The sequence below is a fragment of the Pseudomonas sp. Root401 genome (genome assembly GCF_001425105.1).
In the GTDB taxonomy this organism is placed as follows: domain Bacteria; phylum Pseudomonadota; class Gammaproteobacteria; order Pseudomonadales; family Pseudomonadaceae; genus Aquipseudomonas; species Aquipseudomonas brassicacearum.
Window position 1 is genome coordinate 83,799 of the sequence record NZ_LMDO01000012.1, and the last position, 25,008, is coordinate 108,806.

At 61.2% G+C, this 25,008-nt stretch carries 22 protein-coding genes; 12 read left to right on the forward strand and 10 right to left on the reverse strand.

Features of this window, described 5'->3' with window-relative positions:
- The first annotated feature begins 3 nt into the window (after nucleotides 1-3).
- Nucleotides 4-912, forward strand: a complete 909-nt coding sequence (locus ASC85_RS10395; protein WP_057449259.1) for a DMT family transporter — start codon at nucleotides 4-6, stop codon at nucleotides 910-912.
- 259 nt (nucleotides 913-1,171) lie between these two features.
- On the forward strand, nucleotides 1,172-2,344 hold the full coding sequence (locus ASC85_RS10400; RefSeq protein ID WP_057449260.1) for a hypothetical protein: 1,173 nt from the start codon (nucleotides 1,172-1,174) through the stop codon (nucleotides 2,342-2,344).
- Nucleotides 2,345-2,546: 202 nt separating this feature from the next.
- Here the strand turns inward: ASC85_RS10400 and ASC85_RS10405 are convergent, their stop codons facing one another.
- The 5 genes from ASC85_RS10405 to def form a co-directional block, all read right to left on the reverse strand.
- Complete coding sequence (locus tag ASC85_RS10405; protein WP_057449261.1) at nucleotides 2,547-2,858, reverse strand: tetratricopeptide repeat protein; 312 nt, start codon at nucleotides 2,856-2,858, stop codon at nucleotides 2,547-2,549.
- Between the two features lie 140 nt (nucleotides 2,859-2,998).
- Entirely contained in the window at nucleotides 2,999-4,372 is a 1,374-nt protein-coding gene (gene trkA, locus ASC85_RS10410; protein ID WP_057449262.1) for a Trk system potassium transporter TrkA, read from the reverse strand.
- Between the two features lie 24 nt (nucleotides 4,373-4,396).
- Nucleotides 4,397-5,707: a 16S rRNA (cytosine(967)-C(5))-methyltransferase RsmB gene (gene rsmB, locus ASC85_RS10415; protein ID WP_057449263.1), complete on the reverse strand. Its 1,311-nt coding sequence runs from the start codon at nucleotides 5,705-5,707 to the stop codon at nucleotides 4,397-4,399.
- Entirely contained in the window at nucleotides 5,704-6,663 is a 960-nt protein-coding gene (gene fmt, locus ASC85_RS10420; protein WP_057449264.1) for a methionyl-tRNA formyltransferase, read from the reverse strand. Before fmt ends, rsmB begins: the two co-directional genes overlap by 4 nt.
- 71 nt (nucleotides 6,664-6,734) lie before the next feature.
- Nucleotides 6,735-7,241: a peptide deformylase gene (gene def / locus ASC85_RS10425; RefSeq protein WP_057449265.1), complete on the reverse strand. Its 507-nt coding sequence runs from the start codon at nucleotides 7,239-7,241 to the stop codon at nucleotides 6,735-6,737.
- Nucleotides 7,242-7,410: 169 nt separating this feature from the next.
- Here def and ASC85_RS10430 point away from each other — a divergent pair, with 169 nt between their 5' ends.
- The 3 genes from ASC85_RS10430 (at nucleotide 7,411) to ASC85_RS10440 (ending at nucleotide 10,231) form a co-directional block, all read left to right on the forward strand.
- Entirely contained in the window at nucleotides 7,411-8,436 is a 1,026-nt protein-coding gene (locus ASC85_RS10430; RefSeq protein ID WP_057449266.1) for a LysM peptidoglycan-binding domain-containing protein, read from the forward strand.
- 81 nt (nucleotides 8,437-8,517) lie between these two features.
- Nucleotides 8,518-9,612 carry a DNA-processing protein DprA gene (gene dprA / locus ASC85_RS10435; protein ID WP_057449267.1) on the forward strand — a complete coding sequence of 365 codons (1,095 nt, stop codon included), beginning with the start codon at nucleotides 8,518-8,520 and terminating at the stop codon, nucleotides 9,610-9,612.
- 61 nt (nucleotides 9,613-9,673) lie between these two features.
- Nucleotides 9,674-10,231, forward strand: coding sequence for an L-threonylcarbamoyladenylate synthase (locus tag ASC85_RS10440; protein ID WP_018603585.1), 558 nt, complete (start codon nucleotides 9,674-9,676; stop codon nucleotides 10,229-10,231).
- A 691-nt stretch (nucleotides 10,232-10,922) separates the two neighbouring features.
- Here ASC85_RS10440 and ASC85_RS10445 read toward each other — a convergent pair.
- Nucleotides 10,923-11,900: an NADPH:quinone reductase gene (locus ASC85_RS10445; RefSeq protein ID WP_057449268.1), complete on the reverse strand. Its 978-nt coding sequence runs from the start codon at nucleotides 11,898-11,900 to the stop codon at nucleotides 10,923-10,925.
- Between the two features lie 163 nt (nucleotides 11,901-12,063).
- On the opposite strand from ASC85_RS10445, the gene hemF reads away from it, so the two are divergent.
- Both hemF and aroE read left to right on the forward strand, forming a co-directional pair.
- The gene (hemF, locus tag ASC85_RS10450; RefSeq protein WP_014335847.1) at nucleotides 12,064-12,978 is read left to right on the forward strand and encodes an oxygen-dependent coproporphyrinogen oxidase; all 915 of its coding nucleotides are present in this window, start codon (nucleotides 12,064-12,066) and stop codon (nucleotides 12,976-12,978) included.
- Between the two features lie 13 nt (nucleotides 12,979-12,991).
- The gene (gene aroE, locus ASC85_RS10455; protein WP_057449269.1) at nucleotides 12,992-13,813 is read left to right on the forward strand and encodes a shikimate dehydrogenase; all 822 of its coding nucleotides are present in this window, start codon (nucleotides 12,992-12,994) and stop codon (nucleotides 13,811-13,813) included.
- A 159-nt stretch (nucleotides 13,814-13,972) separates the two neighbouring features.
- Here the strand turns inward: aroE and ASC85_RS10460 are convergent, their stop codons facing one another.
- From ASC85_RS10460 to betC, 3 genes are all read right to left on the reverse strand, one after another.
- Nucleotides 13,973-15,541, reverse strand: coding sequence for a SulP family inorganic anion transporter (locus tag ASC85_RS10460; protein WP_057449270.1), 1,569 nt, complete (start codon nucleotides 15,539-15,541; stop codon nucleotides 13,973-13,975).
- Nucleotides 15,542-15,797: 256 nt separating this feature from the next.
- Complete coding sequence (gene choX, locus ASC85_RS10465; protein WP_057449271.1) at nucleotides 15,798-16,718, reverse strand: choline ABC transporter substrate-binding protein; 921 nt, start codon at nucleotides 16,716-16,718, stop codon at nucleotides 15,798-15,800.
- Nucleotides 16,719-16,733: 15 nt separating this feature from the next.
- Nucleotides 16,734-18,248, reverse strand: a complete 1,515-nt coding sequence (gene betC / locus ASC85_RS10470) for a choline-sulfatase (RefSeq protein ID WP_057449272.1) — start codon at nucleotides 18,246-18,248, stop codon at nucleotides 16,734-16,736.
- Nucleotides 18,249-18,362: 114 nt separating this feature from the next.
- Here betC and ASC85_RS10475 point away from each other — a divergent pair, with 114 nt between their 5' ends.
- A complete protein-coding gene (locus tag ASC85_RS10475; protein ID WP_057449273.1) occupies nucleotides 18,363-19,313 on the forward strand; it encodes a choline sulfate utilization transcriptional regulator in 951 nt (316 codons plus the stop codon).
- 5 nt (nucleotides 19,314-19,318) lie between these two features.
- On the opposite strand, the gene ASC85_RS10480 is transcribed toward ASC85_RS10475, so the two are convergent.
- A complete protein-coding gene (locus tag ASC85_RS10480) occupies nucleotides 19,319-19,978 on the reverse strand; it encodes an NAD(P)-dependent oxidoreductase (protein ID WP_057449274.1) in 660 nt (219 codons plus the stop codon).
- An 84-nt stretch (nucleotides 19,979-20,062) separates the two neighbouring features.
- On the opposite strand from ASC85_RS10480, the gene ASC85_RS10485 reads away from it, so the two are divergent.
- The 4 genes from ASC85_RS10485 to ASC85_RS10500 all read left to right on the forward strand — a co-directional run bounded on the left by ASC85_RS10485 (nucleotide 20,063) and on the right by ASC85_RS10500 (nucleotide 24,983).
- Nucleotides 20,063-20,389, forward strand: a complete 327-nt coding sequence (locus ASC85_RS10485; protein ID WP_057449275.1) for a DOPA 4,5-dioxygenase family protein — start codon at nucleotides 20,063-20,065, stop codon at nucleotides 20,387-20,389.
- 463 nt (nucleotides 20,390-20,852) lie between these two features.
- Nucleotides 20,853-22,160 (forward strand): CitMHS family transporter, encoded by a 1,308-nt coding sequence (locus ASC85_RS10490; protein WP_014335839.1) that lies wholly within the window; start codon nucleotides 20,853-20,855, stop codon nucleotides 22,158-22,160.
- 60 nt (nucleotides 22,161-22,220) lie between these two features.
- Nucleotides 22,221-22,988 (forward strand): TerC family protein, encoded by a 768-nt coding sequence (locus ASC85_RS10495; RefSeq protein ID WP_057449276.1) that lies wholly within the window; start codon nucleotides 22,221-22,223, stop codon nucleotides 22,986-22,988.
- 336 nt (nucleotides 22,989-23,324) lie between these two features.
- Nucleotides 23,325-24,983: a Na/Pi cotransporter family protein gene (locus tag ASC85_RS10500; RefSeq protein WP_057449277.1), complete on the forward strand. Its 1,659-nt coding sequence runs from the start codon at nucleotides 23,325-23,327 to the stop codon at nucleotides 24,981-24,983.
- Nucleotides 24,984-25,008 lie beyond the last annotated feature (25 nt).

Here is a 25,008-nt window from a genome sequence, read left to right on the forward strand (position 1 = left end):
GCAATGAACAGTTTTAAAAAAATCGCCCCACATGATTACGCATTCTTATTGCTAGTGGCGCTGATCTGGGGGGGAAACTTCGCCTTGATTAAAGTAGGGCTTGAACAAATCAAACCCTTCGTGATGACCTTCATCAGGTTTTCGCTTTGCGTCTTCCCGTTTGTATTTTTCATGCCAAGACCTAAGATTCCAGCTTATGTGCTCGCCGCCTATGGAATATTGTTTGGTGGCGGAATATGGGGGTGCGCCAACATTGCCATCTATACAGGCACCTCTCCCGGCACTGTATCCCTCATCATTCAGCTCAGCGCATTCATTACATTTATCATTGGCTTGATTGCCTTTAAGGAAAGAGCTTCCAACATCAGCATTATCGCCCTCGCGATATCACTCTCTGGTCTTTTCTTGATGCTAATTAATAACAATCAGGGTTCAGGTCCGTTGGGTATTGCTATCTGCTTGCTCGCGGCTTTTTGCTTTAGCCTGTGCACTTTCATTATTCAAAAATACAAGCCGAAAGACCTGCTACCCTTTATGGTTTGGAGCTTCTTATTTAGCCTTCCAGTTCTATTTGTTCTTGCCTGGTACTTTGAAGGTGCCGAGTCATTCTATAGTCTGAAGGATGCGATGAACTACAAAGTCATAGTGTCGCTGATCTCACAGTCTTACGTGACGACTCTGCTGGGGTACTGGATATGGAACTACAACATCAGAAAATATTCCGGCTCCACCGTGGCCCCCATTGGTTTGCTGGTTCCGTTTTTCGCCATCATCATTTCCTACCTGTTTTTCAGCTACCCGATAAACGGAACAGTCATTCTATCGATAGGCTTGGTTTTCTGCGGCGTGATCTTGTTCAACCTACGACATAGCATTGAGCAGTTGTCTAACAAGACTGCCATACAAAGATGACATAACATTGGCCGCGGGAACGCATGCACCACTTCAATGCCGCTTCGGCCAAACCGCCCAAAAAAAGTGCGTTCCACTGGTCATTCTGGAATGCATTTTTTGCTCGTTAGTTTAACTTTCAAAGTGTCTTAAAAACGGGGTTTTAGCGTGCACAAAAACGCTATGGCCAGTATTGATCATGGTCCAAGCGGTCGTTCACAACGCTCAAGGATGCCGTTCACTTCCGTCATGCCGAAACGCTCACGATAGGGAAATCTTCATGAAGAACTTTTCAAAAGAATTGGCCATTTTTTTAGTCTGCTCAACGGCTTACCGCCTATGTTCCGGGGCATTGGTGGTCTCCCTGACGTGGACCATCCTCAACCAGAACGAAGGTGGTTATTTGCCTTTGGCCTTGGCGATTTTTTGCTCCTTCATTCCGGCCTTCATCACGCCGGTGATTATCAAGCGGCTGTCGGCGCGAATGAACGGGCGAAAAATGAGCAGCTGGTTTACGTTTTGTCTGGCCGGTCTCAGCCTGGTGGTAGGGGCAAGCCGAGACATCACCATCGCTCTGCTAGCCGCCAACCTCTTTGTCTGGCTGGTGTTCATGCTGCTCGAAGCCAGCTTGGATATGTGGTTCACCCAGGTTCAGCGCGGTATGGATGAAGCCTCTGTCAGGCGAATCAGTGGTGCAACCACTGCAACCGGTCAAGCGGCCCTGATGATTGGGCCATTGTTGGCAGCCGGCTTGATGCCGATCCTGCCGGGTATGGGGTTCTTCATTTTTCTGGGCGCAGGATTCCTGCTGGTATCGGCGATTTGTTACATCCGCCATGGTCTCTCGGTGGTGGCACAAGAGGCTAGCGAGACAGTTGCGCCAGCCAAGCTTCCACTCACCCTGTTTGTGCCAATGGTACTGATCTGGCCAATCCTCGGTGCCTTCAACTTCATGCTTCCCGTGTATGTGTCGAGCCATGGCTGGGCGCTATTTGAGCTTGGTGTGCTGGATGCAGTGTTTGGCATGGGGATGGCGCTGGTGGGAGTGCTGATCATTCTGAGTAATACCGGTCGCAATCTATCGGTATTTCTCTCGGGACTGATCGGGCTGGCCGTCATTTCCGCAGCGGTATGGTTTATGGTGCCAGATACCCTGCTGCTCAAGGCGCTGAGCCTGCTGATCCTTGGCATGGCCTTTGGCGGTGCGCGGGTGCATATCCGAGCAGCCATTGCCTACCGCTACAGCGAGGCTGCCGTTGGTGCGTGTGTTAGCCGGGCGAATGCCCTCGCAACGCCGGTCCTGCTGTTAATCCTCAGCCTGCAGCTGGCATTGATCGAGAGCGCGTGGCTGATACCGTTTCTGATGATTACCTTGTCCATTGTCCTATTGCTGCAGACATCGGCGACTCGCTTTGCCCAGGGGCACACGAGCCCGGTAACAGCAGGTGCCTGATAGTCCTTATCCGGGGGTGACATAGCCCCCGATTGGGGCAGGTTTGTCGACAACGGGTTTGGCTGGTCTATCGCTATCGCGAGCAAGCTTTGCTCCCACAGATTTTGCGTCGGCTGAGCTTTTAGCGGATCGGCGGTGGATTGGGGGGTGAGTGCTTCGCACTCAAGCGGGAGCAAGCTCCCTCGCCACAGGTGCGTGGCGTTCAGGGATGGCGATCCAGTTTTTTGAGGAACACGGTCATTTCTTTTTCGGCTTGTTTGTCGCCGTGGGCTCGGGCGGCTTCCAGGCCTTGTTCCCAGGCTTGGCGGGCTGCAGCGGCGTTGCCTTGGCCTTGGTGGGCCTTGCCTAGGAGTTTCCAGGCCGCTGAGTATTTGGGGTCGAATTCGACGCAGCGTTGGAGGTGTTCGGCGGCGCGGGGGAATTCGCCGAGGTCGAGGTAGCCCTTGCCCAGGCCGAAGCGCAGCAGGGCGTTGTCCACGCCCTTGGCGAGCATTTTTTCCAGGGAGTCGAGCATTTTAAAAACTCCTCATGACTAAGATCGTTCCCACGCTCTGCGTGGGAATGCAGCCCGGGACGCTCTGCGTCCCCTCAAGAGCCGAACGCAGAGCGTCCGTAAAGGCATTCCCACGCGGAGCGTGGGAACGATCAGTGGGGTCAGAAGAAGCTCAACCCCACATGGAACAGCTTCTCGACATCGCGGATGTGCTTCTTGTCCACCAGGAACAGGATCACATGGTCGCCGGTCTGGATGGTGGTGTCGTCGTGGGCGATCAGCACTTCTTCGTCGCGGATGATCGCGCCGATGGTGGTGCCGGGCGGCAGGCCGATGTCGCGGATGGCCTTGCCGATCACTTTGCTGGACTTGGCATCGCCGTGGGCAATGGCCTCGATGGCCTCGGCCGCGCCGCGGCGCAGGGAGTGGACGCTGACGATGTCGCCGCGGCGCACGTGGGCCAGCAAGGTGCCGATGGTTGCCAGTTGCGGGCTGATGGCGATGTCGATGTCGCCGCCCTGGATCAGGTCGACGTAGGCCGGGTTGTTGATGATGGTCATGACCTTCCTCGCCCCCAGGCGCTTGGCCAACAGCGACGACATGATGTTGGCTTCGTCGTCGTTGGTCAGGGCCAGGAAGATGTCGGCGTCGGCGATGTTTTCTTCCAGCAGCAGGTCGCGGTCCGAGGCACTGCCTTGCAATACCACGGTGCTGTCGAGGGTGTCGGAGAGGTAGCGGCAGCGCGCCGGGTTCATCTCGATGATCTTGACCTGGTAGCGGCTTTCGATGGCTTCGGCCAGGCGCTCGCCGATCTGCCCGCCGCCAGCGATGACGATGCGCTTGTAGTTCTCGTCCAGGCGGCGCATTTCGCTCATGACCGCGCGAATGTTCGCCTTGGCGGCGATGAAAAACACCTCGTCGTCGGCTTCGATCACCGTGTCGCCCTGGGGCAGGATCGGCCGGTCACGGCGGAAAATCGCTGCGACCCGGGTATCCACATTCGGCATGTGCTCGCGCAACTGGCGCAGTTGCTGGCCCACCAGCGGCCCGCCGTAGTAGGCCTTGACCGCCACCAGTTGTGCCTTGCCTTCGGCAAAGTCGATCACCTGCAAGGCGCCGGGGTGCTCGATCAGGCGCTTGATGTAGTTGGTCACCACCTGCTCGGGGCTGATCAGCACATCCACCGGGATCGCTTCGTTGTCGAACAGGTCGGCGCGGGTCAGGTAGGACGCCTCGCGCACTCGGGCGATCTTGGTCGGGGTGTGGAATAACGTGTGGGCGACCTGGCAGGCGACCATGTTGGTTTCGTCGCTGTTGGTCACGGCCACGAGCATGTCGGCATCGTCGGCGCCGGCCTGGCGCAGCACCGTCGGCAACGAGCCGCGGCCTTGTACGGTGCGGATGTCGAGACGGTCGCCGAGGTTGCGCAGGCGTTCGCCGTCGGTGTCGACCACGGTGATGTCGTTGGCCTCGCTGGCCAGGTGTTCCGCCAGCGAACCGCCGACTTGTCCTGCGCCGAGGATGATGATTTTCATCCAGTCACTCCTATCGAATCGGTCTTAACCGCGTGCGGCGGCGATCTTGATCAGCTTGGCGTAATAGAACCCGTCATGTCCGCCCTCTTGGGCCAGCAACTGCCGGCCGTGAGGCTGCTTGAGGCCGGCCTGGCTGGCAATGTCCAGCTCCCGGGCGCCTGGGGTGCGGGCGAGGAAGGCGTCGATCACGTCGGTGTTCTCGGTCGGCAAGGTCGAGCAGGTGGCGTAGAGCAGCATGCCACCCACTTCCAGGGTCGGCCACAGGGCATCGAGCAGTTCGCCCTGCAACACGGCCAATGCGGCAATGTCGTCCGGCTGGCGGGTGAGCTTGATGTCCGGATGGCGGCGGATCACGCCGGTGGCCGAGCATGGGGCGTCGAGGAGGATGCGCTGGAACGGCTTGCCGTCCCACCAGGTCGCGGTGTCGCGGCCATCGGCGGCGATCAGCTCGGCCTCCAGGCCCAGGCGCTCGAGGTTTTCCTTCACGCGCACCAGGCGCTTGGCTTCCAGGTCCACCGCCACCACGCCGGCCAGCTTCGGCTCGGCCTCGAGGATGTGACAGGTCTTGCCTCCCGGCGCGCAGCAGGCGTCCAGCACCCGTTGACCGGGCGCCAGTTCCAGCAGGTCGGCGGCCAGTTGGGCGGCTTCGTCCTGGACGCTGATCCAACCCTCGGCAAAGCCCGGCAAGGCGCGCACATCGCCCGGGGTTTCCAGGACGATGCCGTCGCGGCTGTACTGGCACGGGATGGCCGGGATACCCGCCTCGCCCAGTAACGCCAGGTAGGCGTCGCGGGTATGGTGGCGACGGTTGACCCGCAGGATCATCGGCGGGTGGGCATTGTTGGCCGCGCAGATGGCTTCCCATTGCTCGGGCCAGAACGCCTTCAGGGATTTCTGCAGCCAGCGCGGGTGAGCGGTGCGGACCACCGGGTCGTGCTCCAGCTCGGCCAACAAGGTTTCGCTTTCCCGCTGGGCGCGGCGCAACACGGCATTGATCAGGGCCTTGGCCCAGGGCTTCTTCAGCTTGTCGGCGCAGCCCACGGTTTCGCCGATGGCGGCGTGGGCCGGGACGCGGGTGTAGAGCAGTTGATAGAGCCCCACCAGCAGCAGCGCCTCGACGTCGGCATCGGCGGCCTTGAACGGCTTCTGCAACAGCTTGGCCGCGAGGGCCGACAGCCGCGGCTGCCAACGGGCGGTGCCAAACGCCAGGTCTTGGGTGAAACCGCGATCACGGTCTTCCACCTTGTCCAGTTGGGTCGGCAGGGAGCTGTTCAGCGAGGCTTTCCCGCTGAGTACGGCGGCAAGTGCCTTGGCGGCGGCCAGACGCGGGTTCATGAGGCGTCCGTCGCTTGGCCGAGGACGGTGCCGACGGCAAATTTCTCACGGCGGCTGTTGAACAGGTCGCTGAAGCCCAGCGCCTTGCCACCGGGCAGTTGCAGGCGCGTCAGGCACAACGCCTGTTCACCACAGGCCACGACCAGGCCGTCCTTGCTGGCGCTGAGGATCTCACCCGGTGCGCCCTTCCCTTCGGCGCAGCTGGCCGCCAGCACTTTCAGGGCTTCGCCGTTCAAGGTGCTGTGGCAGATCGGCCAAGGGTTGAAGGCCCGCACCAGGCGCTCCAGCTCGACGGCTGGGCGGCTCCAGTCGATGCGGGCTTCGTCCTTGTTCAGTTTGTGCGCGTAGGTGGCGAGGCTGTCGTCCTGCACTTCGCCTTCCAAGGTGCCAGCGGCCAGGCCGGCAATCGCCTGGACCACCGCTGGCGGGCCAATGAGCGCGAGGCGGTCGTGCAGGCTGCCACCAGTGTCTTCGGCGCTGATGGGGGTGCTGACCTTGAGCAGCATCGGCCCGGTGTCCAGGCCGGCTTCCATGCGCATCACGGTCACGCCGCTCTCGGCATCGCCCGCTTCCACGGCGCGCTGGATCGGCGCGGCACCGCGCCAGCGCGGCAGCAGCGAGGCGTGGCTGTTGATGCAACCCAGGCGCGGGATATCCAGCACCACTTGCGGCAGGATCAGGCCGTAGGCGACCACCACCATCAAGTCCGGCTTGAGCGCCGCCAGTTCAGCCTGGGCTTGCGCATCGCGCAAGGTCGGCGGCTGCAGCACCTCGATGCCGTGCTCCAGGGCCAGTTGCTTGACCGGGCTGGGCATCAGTTTTTGCCCGCGACCGGCCGGCCGGTCAGGCTGGGTGTAGACCGCGACGATTTCGTGGGGGCTGGCCAGCAGGGCCTTGAGGTGTTCGGCGGCAAATTCGGGAGTGCCGGCAAAGACGATGCGCAGGGGCTCAGTCATGGGTAGCTCTCAATTACAAAGCAGTCGCAAAAAGAAAAAGGCTTGCCGCGGCAAGCCTTTGAAGGGGGGCATCAAGCATTCTGGCGATGAAGTTTTTCCAGTTTTTTCTTGATGCGGTCACGCTTGAGGGTAGACAGGTAATCCACGAACAACTTGCCGTTGAGGTGGTCACACTCGTGCTGGATGCACACGGCCAGCAAGCCTTCGGCGATCAATTCATAAGGCTGGCCGTCACGGTCCAGGGCATTGATCTTGACCTTCTGTGGACGGTCAACGTTTTCGTAGAAGCCCGGCACCGAAAGACAGCCTTCCTGGTACTGGTCCATCTCGTCGGTCAGGGTTTCGAACTCGGGGTTGATGAACACCCGAGGTTCGCTGCGGTCTTCGGAGAGGTCCATGACGACGATACGCTTGTGCACGTTGACCTGGGTCGCGGCGAGGCCGATGCCTGGCGCTTCATACATTGTTTCAAACATGTCATCGACCAACTGACGCACTTCGTCGTCCACTACGGCCACTGGTTTGGCGATAGTGCGCAGGCGCGGGTCCGGAAATTCGAGAATGTTCAAAATGGCCATAAGCTTGATAAATGCACGTGTGAGGTAAAGTCGGGTGGCTGGCCTGGCGTGTCTTGGGATGCAGGCTACCGTTGTAAAACGTTGCTCTTGTGGAGAATAGCTCCTTAAGCAGCGAGCCACGGGGGCTCTGGCGTTTTACGCGAACGCACATAATAAAGGGATTCACCGCATGAGGAAATCACTACTCGCCCTGCTGCTCCTGGCCTCGGTCGGTATCGCGCACGGGCAAGTGCAACTTCGGGAAGGTTTTCCCCAGCAATACACGGTGGTGACGGGGGACACACTGTGGGACATTTCCGGCAAGTACCTGCGCGAGCCGTGGAAATGGCCCGAGCTCTGGCAGGCCAACCCGCAGATCGAAAACCCCAACCTGATCTATCCGGGCGACACCCTGTCGCTGGTCTACGTCAACGGCCAGCCGCGCCTGACCCTCAATCGCGGTGCCTCACGCGGCACCATCAAGCTGTCGCCGCGCATTCGCAGTTCGCCAGTGGCCGACGCCATCCCGAGCATTCCACTGCAAGCCATCAACAGCTTCCTGCTGAGCAACCGCATCGTCGACACGCCTGAGGATTTCAACAAGGCCCCCTACGTCGTCGCCGGCAATGCCGAACGGGTGCTCAGCGGCATGGGGGATCGGGTCTTTGCCCGTGGCTCGTTCGATGCGAACCAGACGGCGTACGGCATCTTTCGCCAGGGCAAGGTCTACACCGACCCCGAGACCAAGGAATTCCTGGGCATCAACGCCGACGACGTCGGCGGCGGCGAGGTGGTCGCCACCGAAGGCGATGTCACCACCCTGGCCCTGCAACGCACCACCCAGGAAGTGCGCCTGGGTGATCGCCTGTTCAGTGGCGAAGAGCGCTCGATCAACTCGACCTTCATGCCCAGCGCGCCGAAATCGGACATCCACGGGTTGATCCTGGACGTGCCCCGGGGCGTGACCCAGATCGGCGCGCTGGACGTGGTCACCCTGAACAAGGGCCGCCGCGACGGGCTGGCCGAAGGCAATGTGCTGGCGGTGATGAAGACCGGGGAAACCGTACGCGACCGCATCACGGGCGAGCGGGTGAAGATCCCAGATGAGCGCGCCGGCCTGCTGATGGTTTTCCGCACCTATGACAAGCTCAGCTATGGCCTGGTGCTGTATGCATCGCGCTCGTTGGCGGTGCTCGACAAGGTCCGTAATCCGTAACGGTTCTCACAAGTTACCAACAGAGTTATCCACAGCTTGTTCCCGTTTGAACGGGGCTCATAACGATCAAGGATTGATCGCATGCCATTACCTGAATCTACGCCGGTTTCCCCTGCGGAACTGGAGGCCCGGCTACGCCTTCACCGCTTGCCGGAGCTGGGATCCAAACGTTTCATGACGCTGATGGAGGCCTTCGGCTCGGCCTCCAAGGCCATCAGTGCACCGGCCAGCGCCTGGCGTGCGCTGGGCTTGCCGCTGGCCTGTGCCGAGGCGCGGCGCAACCCGGATGTGCGTGACGGCGCCGCCCATGCATTGGCCTGGCTGGAGCGTGCGGGCCAGCATTTACTGATGTGGGACCAACCCGACTACCCGGCGCTGCTGGCGCAGATCAGCGACGCGCCGCCGCTGCTATTCGTCGCTGGCGACACCTCGATCCTGGAAAAACCCCAACTGGCGATGGTCGGCAGTCGGCGGGCATCGCGGCCGGGCATGGACACTGCGGCGGCGTTTTCCCGCAGCCTGGCCGGGGCCGGTTTTGTCATCACCAGCGGCCTGGCCCTGGGCATCGATACGGCGGCCCATCAGGCGGCGTTGGATGTTGGCGGGCGCACCGTCGGCGTGCTGGGCACCGGTCTGGAAAATTTTTATCCACAGCGCAATCGTCGACTGGCGGACGCGATGATTGCCCAGGGCAGCGCGGTGTTGTCCGAATTCCCGTTGGACGCGCCGCCCCATGCCAGCAACTTTCCACGGCGCAACCGGATCATTAGCGGTTTGTCCCTGGGTGTGCTGGTGGTGGAGGCCAGTGTCGCCAGCGGTTCGCTGATCACCGCGCGACTGGCGGCGGAACAGGGCCGCGAGGTGTATGCCATTCCTGGATCGATCCATCACCCCGGGGCCCGGGGCTGCCATCAGTTGATCCGCGACGGTGCGGCGCTGGTGGAAACCGTCGAGCACATCCTCGAAGCGCTGCGCGGTTGGCAGCGGTTGCCGCCGGCCTCGGAGCCCGTGCCCGTGACCCATCCGCTGCTGCGCCTGCTGCATGCCGCGCCGCTGAGCAGTGAGGCGCTGGCCGACGCCAGTGGCTGGGGCTTGCCCAAAGTGCTGGCGGCGTTGACCGAACTGGAGATGGAAGGACGCGCCACCTGTGATAACGGACGCTGGTTTGCGCGCTAGGTTTTATGGGGAAGATCGGTAAACTGCCCACAGCCTTATTTGCGTTGCGGGAGAATCTTTCATGGTCAACAGTTGGCGTGTGCAACAAGCCGCGCGAGAAATTCGCGCCGGGGCGGTGATTGCCTATCCAACCGAAGCGGTCTGGGGCCTGGGTTGTGACCCGTGGAACGAGGAGGCGGTGGAACGCCTGCTGGCGATCAAGTCGCGGCTGCCCGACAAAGGCCTGATCCTGGTGGCTGACAACATCCACCAGTTCGACTTCCTGTTCGAAGACTTCCCCGAAACCTGGATGGACCGTATGGCCAGCACCTGGCCGGGGCCCAATACCTGGCTGGTGCCGCACCAGAACCTGCTGCCGGAATGGATCACCGGGGTGCATGACACCGTCGCCCTGCGGGTCAGCGATCATCCCACCGTACGCGACTTGTGCTCGCTGGTCGGGCCGCTGGTGTCCACCTCGGCCAACCCCCAAGGACGCCCGGCGGCGCGCACGCGGATTCGCGTCGAGCAGTATTTCCGCGGGCAGATCGACCTGGTGCTGGGCGGCAACCTGGGCGGACGCAGAAACCCCAGCGTGATTCGCGACCTGGCTACCGGCAAGGTCGTGCGGCCGGACTGATACCGCGTCATCGTTCATCGCGGGCAAGCCTTGCTCCCACAGAGTAAAACCTGTGGGAGTGAGGCCTACTTTCACAGAACATAGCCTGTGGGAGATCTACTTCCACAGAGCATGGCCTGTGGGAACATGGCCTGCTTTCACAGAACATGGACTGTGGGGCATGGCCTACTTTCACAGAACATACCCTGTGGCAGCATGGCCTACTTTCACAGAACATACCCTGTGGCAGCATGGCCTACTTTCACAGAACATACCCTGTGGCAGCCTGGCCTACTTTCACAGAACATACCCTGTGGCAGCCTGGCCTACTTTCACAGAACATACCCTGTGGCAGCATGGCCTACTTCCACAGAACATACCCTGTGGGAGCATGGCCTACTTTCACAGAACATACCCTGTGGCAGCCTGGCCTACTTTCACAGAACATACCCTGTGGCAGCCTGGCCTACTTCCACAGAACATACCCTGTGGGAGCATGGCCTACTTTCACAGAACATACCCTGTGGCAGCATGGCCTACTTCCACAGAACATACCCTGTGGCAGCCTGGCCTACTTCCACAGAACATACCCTGTGGCAGCATGGCCTACTTTCACAGAACATACCCTGTGGCAGCATGGCCTACTTCCACAGAACATACCCTGTGGGAGCAAGGCTTGCCCGCGATGAGGCCATTACAAACACCCTGTAATTCAAGGCAGGAGAACGGTCGACCCCATCGTGCGCCGCGCCGACAGCTCGGTATGAGCCTTGGCCGCTTCCGCCAGTGGATAGCGCTGGTTGATGTCCACCTTGAGCTTGCCGCTGGCGATCATTGCGAACAGTTCGTCGGCCATGCACTGCAGGTTTTCGGCGTTGTTGGCGTAAGTCGCCAGGGTCGGGCGGGTGACGTAGAGCGAGCCCTTGGCCGCGAGGATCCCCAGGTTCACACCGTCCACCGCACCTGAAGCATTGCCGAAGCTCACCACCAGGCCGCGGGGGGCGACGCTGTCCAGGGAGGTCAACCAAGTGTCCTTGCCAACCCCGTCGTACACCACCGGCACCTTCTTGCCGTCGGTCAATTCCAGCACCCGCTGTGCGACGTTTTCCTTGCTGTAGTCGATGGTTTCCCAAGCGCCATGGGACTTGGCGATGGCGGCCTTTTCCGGCGAGCTGACGGTGCCGATCAGCTTCACGCCCAAGGCCTTGGCCCACTGGCAGGCCAGGGAACCCACGCCACCGGCAGCGGCGTGGAACAGGATGGTTTCGCCGCCCTTGAGTTCATAGGTCTGGCGCAACAGGTACTGCACGGTCAGGCCCTTGAGCATCACGCCCGCCGCTTGTTCGAAACTGATGGATTCGGGCAAATGAACCAGGTTGGCCTCAGGCAACACATGCACATCGCTGTAGGCCCCCAGCGGGCCGCTGCCATACGCCACCCGGTCGCCGACCTTGAACCGCGTGACGTCCGAGCCGATCGCCTCGACCACCCCCGCGCCTTCGGCACCCAGGCCTGATGGCAACGCCGGTGGCGGATAAAGGCCGCTGCGGTAGTAGGTGTCGATGAAGTTCAGGCCGATCGCCTTGTTGCTGACGCGCACCTGCTGCGGGCCGGGCTCGGCAGGCGAGTAATCGACGTACTCGAGCACTTCGGGACCGCCGTGGGAACTGAACTGGATACGTTTGGCCATCTTCACTTTCTCCTTGTCGCAGGACTTTTACCAAGCCTGCTATCGGACTCCTAAGCTTGACCGTCGTCAACTGTGGTGTGGGCAAGTGCGGTGGTATCCTGTGCGCCCATTTGCCACCGGCCCGCCATACGCCGCGTAGCGTAGCCCTGATCAAGGTGATGTCATGTCCACTCGCACCGAGGCCGTGAAAGCCTACCTGCTCGACCTGCAAGACCGTATCTGCACCGCCCTGGAAACCGAAGACGGCGGCACTCGCTTCGTCGAAGATGCCTGGACCCGGCCGGCCGGTGGTGGCGGTCGCACGCGGGTGATCGAAAACGGCACGGTGATCGAAAAGGGCGGCGTCAACTTTTCCCACGTCTTCGGCAGCGGTCTCCCACCCTCAGCCAGTGCCCATCGGCCAGAACTGGCCGGGCGCGGCTTCGAAGCCTTGGGCGTGTCGTTGGTAATCCATCCGCACAACCCCCACGTGCCAACCTCCCACGCCAACGTGCGCTTCTTCATCGCCGAAAAGGAAGGCGAAGAGCCGGTCTGGTGGTTTGGCGGCGGCTTCGACCTGACGCCTTACTACGGCGTCGAGGAAGATTGCGTGCATTGGCACCGTGTCGCCGAGCAGGCCTGCGCGCCGTTCGGCCCCGAGGTATACCCGCGCTACAAAGCCTGGTGCGACAGCTATTTCCACCTCAAGCATCGCAACGAGCCCCGGGGCATCGGCGGCCTGTTTTTCGACGACCTGAACGCGTGGGACTTCGACACCTGCTTCGCCTTCATCCGCGCCATCGGCGACGCCTACATCGATGCCTACCTGCCGATCGTGCGCCGCCGCAAGCACGACGCGTTCACCGCCCAGCAGCGGGAATTCCAGGAATACCGTCGCGGGCGCTACGTGGAGTTCAACCTGGTCTACGACCGCGGCACCCTGTTCGGGCTGCAATCGGGTGGACGTACCGAATCGATCCTGATGTCCCTGCCACCGCAAGTACGCTGGGGCTACGACTGGAAAGCCGAACCGGGCAGCGAAGAAGCGCGGCTGACCGAGTACTTCCTGCAGGATCGCGATTGGCTGGCGACGGCCTGAACGAGGATTGTCCATGGACCGCTACGTTGTAATGGGTAACCCGATCGGCCACAGCAAGTCGCCGTTGATCCATCGCCTGTTTGCCGAGCAGACCGGGCAAATCCTGGACTACAGCACGCTGCTGGCGCCCTTGGAGGATTTCGCCGGTTGCGCCCGAGAATTTTTCCGCGAGGGACGTGGGGCAAACGTCACGGTGCCGTTCAAGGAAGACGCCTTCCGCCTGGCCGACAGCCTGACCGAGCGGGCCCAGCGGGCCGGGGCGGTCAATACGTTGAGCAAACTGGCCGACGGTCGCCTGCTGGGTGACAACACCGACGGCGCCGGGCTGGTCCGGGACCTGACCGTCAATGCCGGCTTCAGCCTCAAGGGCAAGCGCATCCTGTTGCTCGGGGCCGGCGGCGCGGTGCGCGGTGCCCTGGAACCGCTGCTGGCCGAAGCGCCGGCCTCGGTGATCATCGCCAATCGCACGGTGGAAAAGGCCGAGTTGCTGGCCGAGTTGTTCGCCGACCTGGGCCCGGTCTCAGCCAGCGGGTTCGACTGGCTGCAAGAGCCGGTCGACCTGATCATCAATGCCACCTCCGCGAGCCTGTCGGGGGATGTACCGCCGATTGCCGCCAGCCTGATCGAGCCCGGCAAGACGGTTTGCTACGACATGATGTATGGCAAGGAACCGACTTCGTTCTGCCGTTGGGCCAAGGAACACGGCGCGGCGGTGGCAATGGATGGCCTGGGCATGCTCGCCGAACAGGCGGGCGAAGCGTTCTACCTGTGGCGCGGGGTACGCCCGGACACCGCGCCAGTGCTGGCCGAACTACGCCGCCAATTGGCGCTGTAGGAATTCTGTGCAGGAGCTGTGCAGGAGCTGTGTAGGAGCCGTGTAGGAGCTGTCGAGTGCAACGAGGCTGCGATCTTTCCCCAGACACCTGAATCTCAAGCGAAAGATCAAAATCAAAAGATCGCAGCCTTCGGCAGCTCCTACAGGGGTTGATTCAGTTCAATCCTCAAAGTGAATCGGGCACTTCTGCGCCCCCTCCAGCTTCAACAACTCCTCCACCACCTGGGGCCGGGCCATGCGCAAGGTCAGGCTACGCCCCTGGCTGCGCAGGCGCCGGGCTTCCTGGTGGAGCATTTCCACCCCGGAATAATCGATGAAGTTGATCTGCTGGGCATCGATGACCACCCGCTGCGCCTGCAACCGTTGCAGGCGTACTTGCAGGTAATGACTGGCGCCGAAAAAGATCGAGCCGCCGACCCGCAGGATCTCCGCCTCCCCTTCGCGAAAGTGCTGCACCCGCGGCTGTGAGGTGCGCTTGAGGTAAAAGAACAGCGAAGCCAGTACACCGGCGTAGATGGCGGTTTGCAGTTCCAGCAGCAACGTGGCCAGGCAGGTCAGGCTCATCACCATGAATTCGGCGCGGCTCACGCGGTACAACGCCCGGATACCGCGGTGGTCCACCAGCCCCCAGGCGATCAGCAAAATGCTGCCGGCCATGGCCGGAATCGGGATGTGCGCGATCAGGTTCGCCCCGGCGACCGCAAACAACGCCACCCACAAGGCCGAGAACACCCCGGCCAGGGGCGAGCAGGCCCCGGCTTCATAGCTGAGGCCGGAACGGGTAAAGGAACCGGCCGACAATGATCCGGAGAAAAATCCGCCAACGATGTTGGAAAGCCCCTGCGCCCTCACTTCCTGATTCGCATCGAGCAATTGCCCGGAACGTACCGACAGCGAGCGGGCGATGGACAGGCTGGTGACCAGCCCGAGCATGCCCACCGCGACCGCCCCGGGCAGCAGGCGCAGGATCAGCTCCAGGTCCAACGGCAACAGCGTGAGCGGCGGCAGGCGCCCGGCAAAGGCACTGACCAGCGCCACATGCCCGAACATCGCCGGCCACAACCAGACCACCAGGCTGCTGATGACCAAAGTTATCAACAGGCTCGGCCAGCGCGGCAGCAGGCGCTTGAGCACCACGCCCAGGACCAGCGTCCCCAACCCCAGCAGCAGCGACGGCTTATCCACAGCCCCGATGTGCTCGACCAGCATCAGCAGCCCCCTCAACGCCGTGGCTTCGTTCGGCAGGTCGAGGCCCAGCAGGTTCGGCAACTGCCCCAGGGCGATGACCACCGCCGCGCCCAGGGTGAAACCCAGCACCACCGAATGCGAGACGAAATTCACCAGCGCACCGAAACGCAGCAACCCCAGCAACCATTGGAAAATGCCCGCCAATACCGTCAGCAGCAGGATCAAGGTGATGTAGTCCTGGCTGGCGGGAACGGCCAGCGGACTGACGGTGGCGTACAAGACGATGGAAATCGCCGCCGTGGGCCCGCAGATCAGGTGCCACGACGAACCCCACAGGCAGGCGATCAGCACCGGCACGATCGCCGCGTACAAACCGTATTCCGGTGGCAAACCGGCAATCAGGGCGTAGGCAATGGACTGCGGCAACGCGAGAATCGCGCCGCTCAGGCCGACGATCAGGTCACGGCCGACACTGGCGCGGGTCTGCCGGGGCAGCCAGCTCAGGAAGGGAAAGAGTGAATGGCGCGTGGGGATTGCCATGGGGCCTCAAGAAATGGGGTTTGGCGCAAGAGTATCAGGTGAACCAAGGTGGCGAGGGAGCTTGCTCCCGCTGGACTTCACTGTAGGAGCTGCCGAAGGCTGCGATCTTTTGATCTTTTGATCTTTTGATCTTTCGCTTGAGATTCAAGTGGCTGGGGAAAGATCGCAGCCTCGTTGCACTCGACAGCTCCTACACGGCTCCTACACAGCTCCTACAGAGTCCAGCGGGAGCAAGCTCCCTCGCCACAAGAGCTCGTCAGAGCTTGGCCTTCACCGCCGCCAGCGCATCCTTGCCATCCACGGTCTTCACACCGTCCAGCCATTTATCCAGGACCGCCGGGTTGGCCTTGATCCAGGCCTTGGCCGCATCGGCGTTGCTGACCTTGTTGTTCACCACCTCGGCCATGATGCTGTTTTCCATTTCCTGGGTGAAGCTCAGGTTGGTCAGCAGCTTGCCCACGTTCGGGCAGGCCTGTGCATAACCTTTGCGGGTCAGGGTGTAGACACTGCCCGTGTCGCCGAAGTATTTCTCGCCGCCCTTGAGGTAGTGCATTTTCAACTGCACGTTCATCGGGTGCGGGGTCCAGCCGAGGAAGGTCACGAATTTCTGTTTCTTCACCGCCCGGGAGACTTCCGCCAGCATCGCCTGCTCGCTGGATTCCACCAGTTTCCACTCGCCCATGCCGAAGTCATTGGTCTTGATGATTTCTTTCAGGGAGAGGTTGGCCGGGGCGCCGGAGCCGATGCCGTAAATCTTCTTGTCGAACTTGTCGGCGAATTTGTTCAGGTCGGCAAAGTTATGCACACCGGCGTCCCAGACGTAGTCCGGGACCGCCAGGGTGAATTCGGTGCCGTCCAGGTTCTTGGCCAGTTGTGTGACGTCGCCAGTGGCCACGAACTTGTCATAGAAACCCTGCTGCGCCGGCATCCAGTTACCCAGGAACACATCCACCTGGCCATCCTTGAGGCCACCGAAGGTGATCGGCACCGCGAGGGTATCGACCTTGACCTTGTAGCCCATTCCGTCCAGCAGGAAACCAGTGATGGCATTGGTGGCGGCGATATCGCTCCAGCCCGGGTCGGCCATCTTCACCGTTTCGCAACTTTGCTCGGCCCAGGCCGAAACACTGCTCAACGCCAACAGCCCAGCGGTCAGTACTGTGGATAACTTTTGCATGGCTTGCCCCTTACGTTATTGGTTTTGGCAGGGTTGTGGATAACGGGCCTTGCGCTCCAGATCGTCGAGGTCGATGTGGTTACGCATGTACTGCTGGCTGGCGTCCACCAGCGGCTGGTGATCCCAGCTCTTGAGTTTGCCCAGGGTCAGCGCCTGGGCGACAAAACGGCGGCGGCGCTGGCTGGCGAGCACCTGTTGATGAATAGCCGGGATGTCCCACTTGGCACGCGCTTCGGCGAGAAAATCGGCGAACAGGGTTTGATGCTCAGGGGATTGGCTGAGATTTTCCAGCTCCTTGGGATCGTTGCGCACGTCGAACAGCAGGCACGGGTCATCTTCGCTGTAGATGAATTTCCACGGGCCGCGACGGATCATCATCAACGGGCTGATGGTGCCTTCGGCCATGTATTCACCGAAGACTTCGTCATGCCCGCCCTGCCCTTGCAGATGCGACACCAGCGAACGGCCATCCAGCGGCAAGCCCGGTTCCAGTGTGCCGCCGGCCAGCTCCACCAGGGTCGGCAGCAAGTCGGCGGTGGACACAGCCGCGCTCACCCGACCGCTGGCGAACTGCCCCGGCGCACTGATGAGCAACGGTACGCGGGCGGCCATTTCGAACCAGTGCATTTTGTACCAGAGGCCCTTTTCGCCGAGCATGTCCCCGTGATCGCCGGAGAATGCGATGATCGTGTCATCCAGTAGCCCAGTGTCTTCCAGCGTCTGCAGCAGCTTGCCGACATTGCTGTCAATGTAGCTGCACGCGCCGAAATAGGCGCGGCGGGCATCCCGAATCTTATCCACAGGCAGTGGTTTGTCCCACAGGTCATAGACCTTCAGCAGCCGCTGGGAATGTGGGTCGAGCGTCGTTTGCGCCGGGGTCTGTGGCAAAGGGATGTCGTTGTCGTCATACAAATCCCAGAATGCCTTGGGAATCGTGTACGGATCGTGTGGGTGAGTCATCGACACCGTCAGGCAGAACGGTTGGTCACCGTCCTCGCGAATGTGGTCGAACAGGTACTGCTGGGCCTTGAACACCACTTCTTCATCGAAATCCAGCTGGTTGGTGCGCACGCACGGGCCGGCCTGCAATACCGACGACATGTTGTGGTACCAACTCGGTCGCACGTCCGGCTCGTCCCAGTTCACCGCCCAGCCGTAATCGGCCGGGTAAATGTCACTGGTCAGGCGCTCTTCGTAGCCGTGCAATTGGTCCGGCCCGCAAAAATGCATCTTGCCGGACAACGCCGTGCGGTAGCCGAGGCGGCGCAGGTAATGGGCGTAGGTCGGCACGTCCGCCGGGAAATCCGCCGCGTTGTCGTACGCACCGATCTTGCTCGGCAGCTGGCCGCTCACCAGGGTGAAACGCGACGGCGCGCACAGCGGACTGTTGCAATAGGCGGCATCGAACACCACGCCCTCGGCGGCCAGGCGCGACAGGTTCGGCAGCTTGATCGGCGAAGGACCGTAGATCGGCAACATTGGCGCGGCCATTTGATCGGCCATGATGAAAAGAATGTTCTTGCGCTTCATGTATTCGCGGCATTCCATAGTAGGCAGTTATGCGACATTGCTGCGATTGAGCATGTAGCCCCCGGGTTTTGGGGTAAAGCCCATGCAGGATAATGACTAGGATAAGCACATCTTATGTATGACGCCCTGGGTAACCTGTCCCTGGAACTGTTCCGTGCCTTTGAAGCCGCCGCCCGCCAACAAAGCTTTACCGCGGCGGCGATTGAGCTGGGCACCACGCAACCGGCCATCAGCCAGCAGATCAAGCGCCTGGAAGAGCAACTGGGTACGCGGTTGTTCGACCGCATCTACCGCGGGATCGAACTGACCGAGGCCGGGACGATCCTGTTCGAGCAGGTCCAGGCCGGCTTGCAAAGCATCGATGCCGGGCTGAGCGCGATCACTGCCCAACACCAGCATGAGGTGTTGCAAGTGGCCACGGACTTCGCCTTCGCCGCCTACTGGCTGATGCCGCGCTTGCATCGCTTTCATGCGGCCAACCCGCAGGTGGACGTGAGCCTGGTGACCAGCGAACGCAACCACAACATGCTCCGCACCGATATCGACGTTGCCGTGCTGTTCGGCGACGGTCGCTTCAAACAAGGCGAAAGTCGCTGGCTGTTCAGCGAAGAAGTCTTTCCGGTGTGCAGCCCGCTACTGCTCAAGGAACGTCCCCTGCCCTTGTCCGCCCAGGCCTTGGCGGAGTTTCCATTGCTGCACCTGCGCGCGGGCAACAGCAGCAGCTGGTTCGACTGGAGCGGCGTCTTTCGCGAGCTGGGCATCACGTCACCGCCGGCCCCAGGGCAGTTGCGCTTCGACAACTACACCTTGCTCATCCAAGCGGCGATTGGCGGCCAGGGCGTTGCCATCGGCTGGCGTCACCTTGTGGATAACTTATTGGCCCAGGGCCTGCTGTGTCGTCCGATCGCTGAAACGGTGCTGTCGCGGCTGGGGTATTACGTGGTCTTGCCCCAGCGTAAACGCCGCGGTGTGTTGATCAGGCAATTCGTCGATTGGCTGATGGAAGAACAGGCCAACAGTGCCGAATCGCTCACGGGACTGCCGCTGCCTTCCATTGCTGTTTAATGCATCTACTCAGCGGCGACAAAACTGACGTGCTCGCCCACGTGCAGGTTCAGGCGCAGCTCATCGGCGATGCCGACCGCCACCCGGTTGAGCCGCTCCAGGGATTCGGCCATGCCGGGTTCGAGGCTGGTGCTGACCTGGCTGAAATGCTCGATACCCAAGCCTGGCGCGGCATAGGGTGCGTTGATCAAGGTCCACTGCAAGGTGCTGTTTTTCAGGGCATCGAGGACTTCTTCGGCGGCATGGCGCTGCAAATCGTCGTCCGTCGGCTCCTCGTCGAGCATCGCAAAGTCGCCCACCAGAAACAGCCGGGGCACATTCACCGCCTGCATGCCAGCGATCAGGGCATCCACGGCCAATACTTGCTCCACCGGGCCGGGAATCAATGTGCGCTCCACTTGTTCGCTGTTCATCGGCAACCCCGGCGCGTTGAGCAGACACACCACGGCGCTGGCACCGGCAACACTCTGCTTGACCCGCTCGGGATCGAAAAGATCACCGGTCTTGGTCCGCAGGCCCGGGCGTGGAGCCAGGGCAGTAAGATCGTCGAGAATGGCGATGACTTCGTGCTGGCGCCGCAGCATTTCAGCCATCAACGCACTGCCGAGGCTGCTCATGGCACCATAAAGCACCACTTTGGTGACCGGGGTTTCGGCGTTTTTCATGGCTGCTTTCCTTTTTATCCCGCGTGTAAAGGCTCTGACCCGCGGCAAACGGCGAGGGTTCGGCCTCTTTTCAAGGAGTGACAGATGCAGCGGATCAAGGGCTACCACGCCCACGTGTATTTCGACGCCCACACCCTCGACCAGGCGCGGGCCCTGTGCGAGGAAGCGGCGCAACTGTTCCCGCTGAAAATGGGCCGCGTCCACCAACGTCCGGTCGGCCCGCATCCGGACTGGAGCTGTCAGTTGGCCTTCGACCCGCAGTACATCGGCGTGGTCTTGCCGTGGCTGGCGCTCAATCGCAAGGGCCTGGTGATTTTCCTGCACCCGGAGACCGGCGATGACCTGATCGACCACACCGAGCATGCGATCTGGATGGGGGCGGTGCGGCCGTTGGATCTTTCGGTGTTTTGATTGGCCGGTGGCGCATCGATTTTCTGTGGGAGCAAAGCTTGCTCGCGATGAAGTAGACACACTCCCACTTGAGAGCCGCGGTGTCTTTATCGCGAGCAAGCTTTGCTCCCACAGGTGAGCTTTACCCCACAGATAAGCTTTGCTCCCACAGGTGAGCTTTGCCCCACAAATAAATTTTGCTCCCACAGATAAGCTTTGCCCCACAGAAAAACTCCATTGTCTGCAACGAAAGCTTGCTGAAAGCTAGCGCGATTAGGATCACCCCCACTACCGGCAACAGACCGGTCGGCCAAAGCGAGTTTTCATGGCTCGTTCGGCCCTTTTAACAACAACAATGGTGATTCTGATGTCCGCTGCTACTCGTCCCGCTGCACCCACTCCATCCGTTCCCCTCGTGCTCTGCATCCTGCGCTGACCTGTCCGGTTCGCATTTCATAGCCGCGCCACGCCTGGAGTATTTCCCATGCTGACTTTCCTTGGCTTCGCCATGGTCATCACGTTCATGTTCCTGATCATGACCAAGCGCCTGTCCGCGCTGATCGCCTTGATCATCATCCCGATCCTGTTCGCCCTGTTCGGTGGCTTTGCGCCGAAAATCGGTCCGATGATGCTCGAAGGCATCACCAAGCTCGCCCCGACCGGGGTGATGCTGATGTTCGCGATTCTGTATTTTGCCCTGATGATCGACTCCGGCCTGTTCGACCCGGCCGTGCGCAAGATCCTCAAGCTGGTCAAGGGCGACCCGTTGAAAGTTTCGGTCGGTACCGCCGTTCTGGCGCTCGTCGTTTCCCTTGATGGTGACGGCGCGACCACTTACATGATCTGCGTGGCCGCGATGCTGCCGCTCTACAGCCGCATCGGCATGAGCCCACGCATCATGGCTGGCCTGATCATCCTCGCCGGCGGCGTGATGAACATGACCCCGTGGGGCGGCCCGACGGCCCGCGCGGCCAGTGCCCTGCATGTGGACCCGTCCGACATTTTCGTGCCGATGATTCCCGCGATGTTGGCCGGTGTGGTGGCGATCCTGGCGATTTCCTACATGTACGGTAAGCGCGAGCGTGCGCGCCTGGGTGAATTGCATCTGGTCGGCGATGAAATCGACCACAGCGAAATCAGCGTTTCCCAGTTCCCGGACGCTCGTCGTCCAAAGCTGATCTGGTTCAACGGCGCATTGACCCTGGGCCTGATGTGCACCCTGATCGCCGGCCTGTTGCCGCTGCCGGTGCTGTTCATGGTGGCGTTCAGTATTGCGATGATCGTCAACTACCCGTGCCTGCAACAGCAGAAAGACCGCGTTGCGGCCCACGCCGGCAGCGTGTTGGCGGTGGTCGGGCTGATTTTCGCGGCCGGTATCTTTACCGGCATCCTGTCCGGCACCGGCATGGTCGACGCCATGTCCAAGAGCCTGCTGGCGGTCATTCCGGAGTTCCTCGGTCCTTACCTGGCGGTCATCACCGCGCTGGTGAGCATGCCGTTCACGTTCTTCATGTCTAACGATGCGTTTTATTACGGGGTGTTACCGGTTCTCGCCGAGGCAGCCAGCCATTACGGCATCACCGCCGTTGAAATGGCCCGAGCCTCCATCGTCGGCCAGCCCGTCCACCTGCTGAGCCCACTGGTTCCGTCGACCTACCTGCTGGTAGCCTTGGCCGGGATCGAGTTCGGCGATCACCAGCGCTTCACCTTGAAGTGGGCAGTACTGGTTTGCCTGTGCATAATGTTCGCCGCCTTGCTGATGGGGATTTTTCCGCTGTTCAGCACTCTATAAAAGCAATGCCCGCTGCGTCGTCTCGGCGGCGCGGCCTAACACTCGCTCAAAGGAACTCACATGGAATGGCTGACCAACCCGGAAATCTGGGTTGCCTTCTTTACCCTGACCGCCCTGGAAATCGTCCTGGGCATCGATAACATCATCATGATCTCGATCCTGGTCAGCCGCATGCCCAAGCACATGCAGGCGCGCACCCGGATCTTCGGCCTGGCGCTGGCCATGGTCACGCGGATCCTGTTGCTGCTGTCCATCACCTGGGTCATGCGCCTGACCGCCGATTTGTTCGAAGTGTTCGGCCAGGGCATCTCCGGTCGTGACCTGATCCTGTTCTTCGGTGGCCTGTTCCTGCTGTGGAAAAGCTCCCAGGAGATGTACCACGCGCTGGAAGGCGAAGACGATACCGGCGAGACACCTACGGGCAAGGGCGGCAGCTTCATCTACACCATCGTCCAGATCGCGATCATCGACATCGTGTTCTCCCTGGATTCGGTCATCACCGCCGTGGGCATGGTCTCCCATGTACCGGTCATGGTGGCGGCGATTATCGTGGCGGTGCTGGTGATGATGCTGGCGGCGGGCACTATCAGCGCGTTCATCGACAAGCACCCGTCGCTGAAGATGCTGGCGCTATCGTTCCTGCTGGTGGTCGGTACCGTGCTGATCGCCGAGTCGCTGGACGTGCATGTGCCAAAAGGCTACGTCTACTTCGCCATGGCGTTCTCCCTGGCGGTGGAAGCGTTCAACATCAAGATGCGTACAGCCATGGCGCGCAAGCGCAAGCAGCAGGATCCGGTGAAACTGCGCAAGGATATGCCGGGTCAGTAACGGTATAGGGCAATGAACGAAGGGGCTCTTGGAGCCCCTTTTTCATGCCCGCGAAAAAGGGGCCGGATGCAAAACCTGTGGGAGCGAGCTTGCTCGCGATGAGGCCATGACATCCAACATCTTCTTTGGCTGCCAGGCCGCTATCGCGAGCAAGCTCGCTCCCACAGGGGTTTGGGCGTTTTCGAGGAATGTATTTTTATGACGGATTTGTTTCAAACGATTCTTTAGCTGTGCAATGCTGGCGCCCGAACCGTTCGCCAACTACAGCTTAAGTACAAGAAAGAAGAATGTGGCATCGTCAATTTGTCCTTTTGGGACGCTAACAGGGGGCTTCTCATGCTGACCCTGCTGAATTTGCTCTCCGCCGTCGCCCTGCTGATCTGGGGCACGCACATCGTGCGTACCGGCATCTTGCGGGTCTATGGCTCGAACCTGCGCCATGTCATCGGCCAGAACATGTCCAAGCGCTGGCTGGCGTTTATCGCGGGCATCATGGTCACGGCCATGGTCCAGAGCAGCAACGCCACGGCCATGCTCGTCACCTCGTTCGTCGGCCAGGGCCTGATGGCGCTGACCCCGGCCCTGGCGACCATGCTCGGCGCCGATGTCGGCACCGCGCTGATGGCTCGGGTGCTGACCCTCGACCTGTCGTGGCTGTCGCCGCTGCTGATTTTCCTCGGGGTGATTTTTTTCCTCTCGCGCAAACAGACCCGCGCCGGGCAAATGGGCCGGGTCGGCATCGGCCTGGGCCTGATCATCCTGGCCCTGCAATTGATCGTCGAAGCCGCAGCGCCCATCACCCACGCCCAAGGCGTGAAAGTGATCTTCGCCTCGCTGACCGGCGACATCCTGCTCGATGCCTTGGTCGGCGCGCTGTTCGCGATGATCTCCTATTCCAGCCTGGCCGCCGTGCTGCTGACCGCGACACTGGCCGGCGCCGCGGTGATCAGCCTGCCGGTGGCCATCGGCCTGGTGATCGGCGCCAACATCGGCAGCGGCATCCTGGCGTTCCTCAGCACCAGCATGCAGAACACCGCCGGGCGCCAGGTGGCGCTGGGCAGCCTGCTGTACAAGCTGATCGGGCTGTTGTTGATCATTCCAGTGCTCGACCCGCTGGTGGGCTGGCTGGACAGCCTGGATTTCAGCCCCCAGGAAACGGTGATCGGTTTCCATCTGCTCTATAACACCGTGCGGTGCCTGGTGCTGCTGCCCAGCGTCGCCCCGATGGCCAGGCTCTGTGCCTGGCTGCTGCCGGAACGTCCGGACACCAACGGCACCGCCAAGCCGCGACATCTGGACCCTACCGCCCTCGTCACCCCGAGCTTGGCGCTGGCAAACGCGGCCCGGGAAACCTTGCGCATCGGCGATCTGATCGAAAGCATGCTCGAAGCCATGCTGGACGTGCTGCGGGGTACGCAGACGGCGGTGACCCAGGAAGTGCGGCGCATGAATGACGACGTCGAAGCGCTGTGCAGTGCCATCAAGTTGTACATGGCGCAAATGCCCCGCGAGGACCTCAGTGAGCAGGACAGCCGCCGCTGGGCGGAAATCATCGAACTGGCGATCAACCTGAAACTGGCCAGCGACCTGATCGAGCGCATGTTGCGCAAGGTCCAGCAACAGAAGACCTCCCAGCGTCGGTCCTTTTCCGAAGTAGGCCTGGAGGAGTTGGCGGGGCTGCACAGCCATTTGATCGCCAACCTGCGGCTGGGGCTGTCGGTATTCCTCAGTGCCGACCGGGAAAGCGCCCGTCAGTTGCTGCGTGAGAAACGTCGCTTTCGGGCGCAGGAACGGCGCATGGCCCATGCCCATGTCAGCCGCCTGCAGCGCAAGGTGGTGCAAAGCCTGGAGACCAGTTCCCTGCACCTGGAGCTGATCGCCGACATGAGGCGCCTCAATTCGCTGTTTTGCGGCAGTGCCTATGTGGTCCTGGAGACCGCCGAGATCGGCGCGCTGGCGGCGGATGAAATTTCCGACATTACCCATTCGCCGTGAACGACTGGCGCATTGGTCAGTCAGT

Excerpts from the sequence above, each read along its gene's own strand:
- dprA (WP_057449267.1), top strand. The coding sequence starts at position 8,518 with ATGCCATTACCTGAATCTACGCCGGTTTCCCCTGCGGAACTGGAGGCC.
- ASC85_RS10440 (WP_018603585.1), top strand. The coding sequence starts at position 9,674 with ATGGTCAACAGTTGGCGTGTGCAACAAGCCGCGCGAGAAATTCGCGCC.
- betC (WP_057449272.1), bottom strand. The coding sequence starts at position 18,248 with ATGAAGCGCAAGAACATTCTTTTCATCATGGCCGATCAAATGGCCGCG.
- ASC85_RS10395 (WP_057449259.1), top strand. The coding sequence starts at position 4 with ATGAACAGTTTTAAAAAAATCGCCCCACATGATTACGCATTCTTATTG.
- ASC85_RS10445 (WP_057449268.1), bottom strand. The coding sequence starts at position 11,900 with ATGGCCAAACGTATCCAGTTCAGTTCCCACGGCGGTCCCGAAGTGCTC.
- ASC85_RS10480 (WP_057449274.1), bottom strand. The coding sequence starts at position 19,978 with ATGAAAAACGCCGAAACCCCGGTCACCAAAGTGGTGCTTTATGGTGCC.
- ASC85_RS10500 (WP_057449277.1), top strand. The coding sequence starts at position 23,325 with ATGCTGACCCTGCTGAATTTGCTCTCCGCCGTCGCCCTGCTGATCTGG.
- rsmB (WP_057449263.1), bottom strand. The coding sequence starts at position 5,707 with ATGAACCCGCGTCTGGCCGCCGCCAAGGCACTTGCCGCCGTACTCAGC.
- choX (WP_057449271.1), bottom strand. The coding sequence starts at position 16,718 with ATGCAAAAGTTATCCACAGTACTGACCGCTGGGCTGTTGGCGTTGAGC.
- hemF (WP_014335847.1), top strand. The coding sequence starts at position 12,064 with ATGTCCACTCGCACCGAGGCCGTGAAAGCCTACCTGCTCGACCTGCAA.
- ASC85_RS10405 (WP_057449261.1), bottom strand. The coding sequence starts at position 2,858 with ATGCTCGACTCCCTGGAAAAAATGCTCGCCAAGGGCGTGGACAACGCC.
- fmt (WP_057449264.1), bottom strand. The coding sequence starts at position 6,663 with ATGACTGAGCCCCTGCGCATCGTCTTTGCCGGCACTCCCGAATTTGCC.
- ASC85_RS10400 (WP_057449260.1), top strand. The coding sequence starts at position 1,172 with ATGAAGAACTTTTCAAAAGAATTGGCCATTTTTTTAGTCTGCTCAACG.
- ASC85_RS10485 (WP_057449275.1), top strand. The coding sequence starts at position 20,063 with ATGCAGCGGATCAAGGGCTACCACGCCCACGTGTATTTCGACGCCCAC.
- aroE (WP_057449269.1), top strand. The coding sequence starts at position 12,992 with ATGGACCGCTACGTTGTAATGGGTAACCCGATCGGCCACAGCAAGTCG.
- def (WP_057449265.1), bottom strand. The coding sequence starts at position 7,241 with ATGGCCATTTTGAACATTCTCGAATTTCCGGACCCGCGCCTGCGCACT.
- ASC85_RS10475 (WP_057449273.1), top strand. The coding sequence starts at position 18,363 with ATGTATGACGCCCTGGGTAACCTGTCCCTGGAACTGTTCCGTGCCTTT.
- ASC85_RS10490 (WP_014335839.1), top strand. The coding sequence starts at position 20,853 with ATGCTGACTTTCCTTGGCTTCGCCATGGTCATCACGTTCATGTTCCTG.
- ASC85_RS10430 (WP_057449266.1), top strand. The coding sequence starts at position 7,411 with ATGAGGAAATCACTACTCGCCCTGCTGCTCCTGGCCTCGGTCGGTATC.
- ASC85_RS10460 (WP_057449270.1), bottom strand. The coding sequence starts at position 15,541 with ATGGCAATCCCCACGCGCCATTCACTCTTTCCCTTCCTGAGCTGGCTG.
- trkA (WP_057449262.1), bottom strand. The coding sequence starts at position 4,372 with ATGAAAATCATCATCCTCGGCGCAGGACAAGTCGGCGGTTCGCTGGCG.
- ASC85_RS10495 (WP_057449276.1), top strand. The coding sequence starts at position 22,221 with ATGGAATGGCTGACCAACCCGGAAATCTGGGTTGCCTTCTTTACCCTG.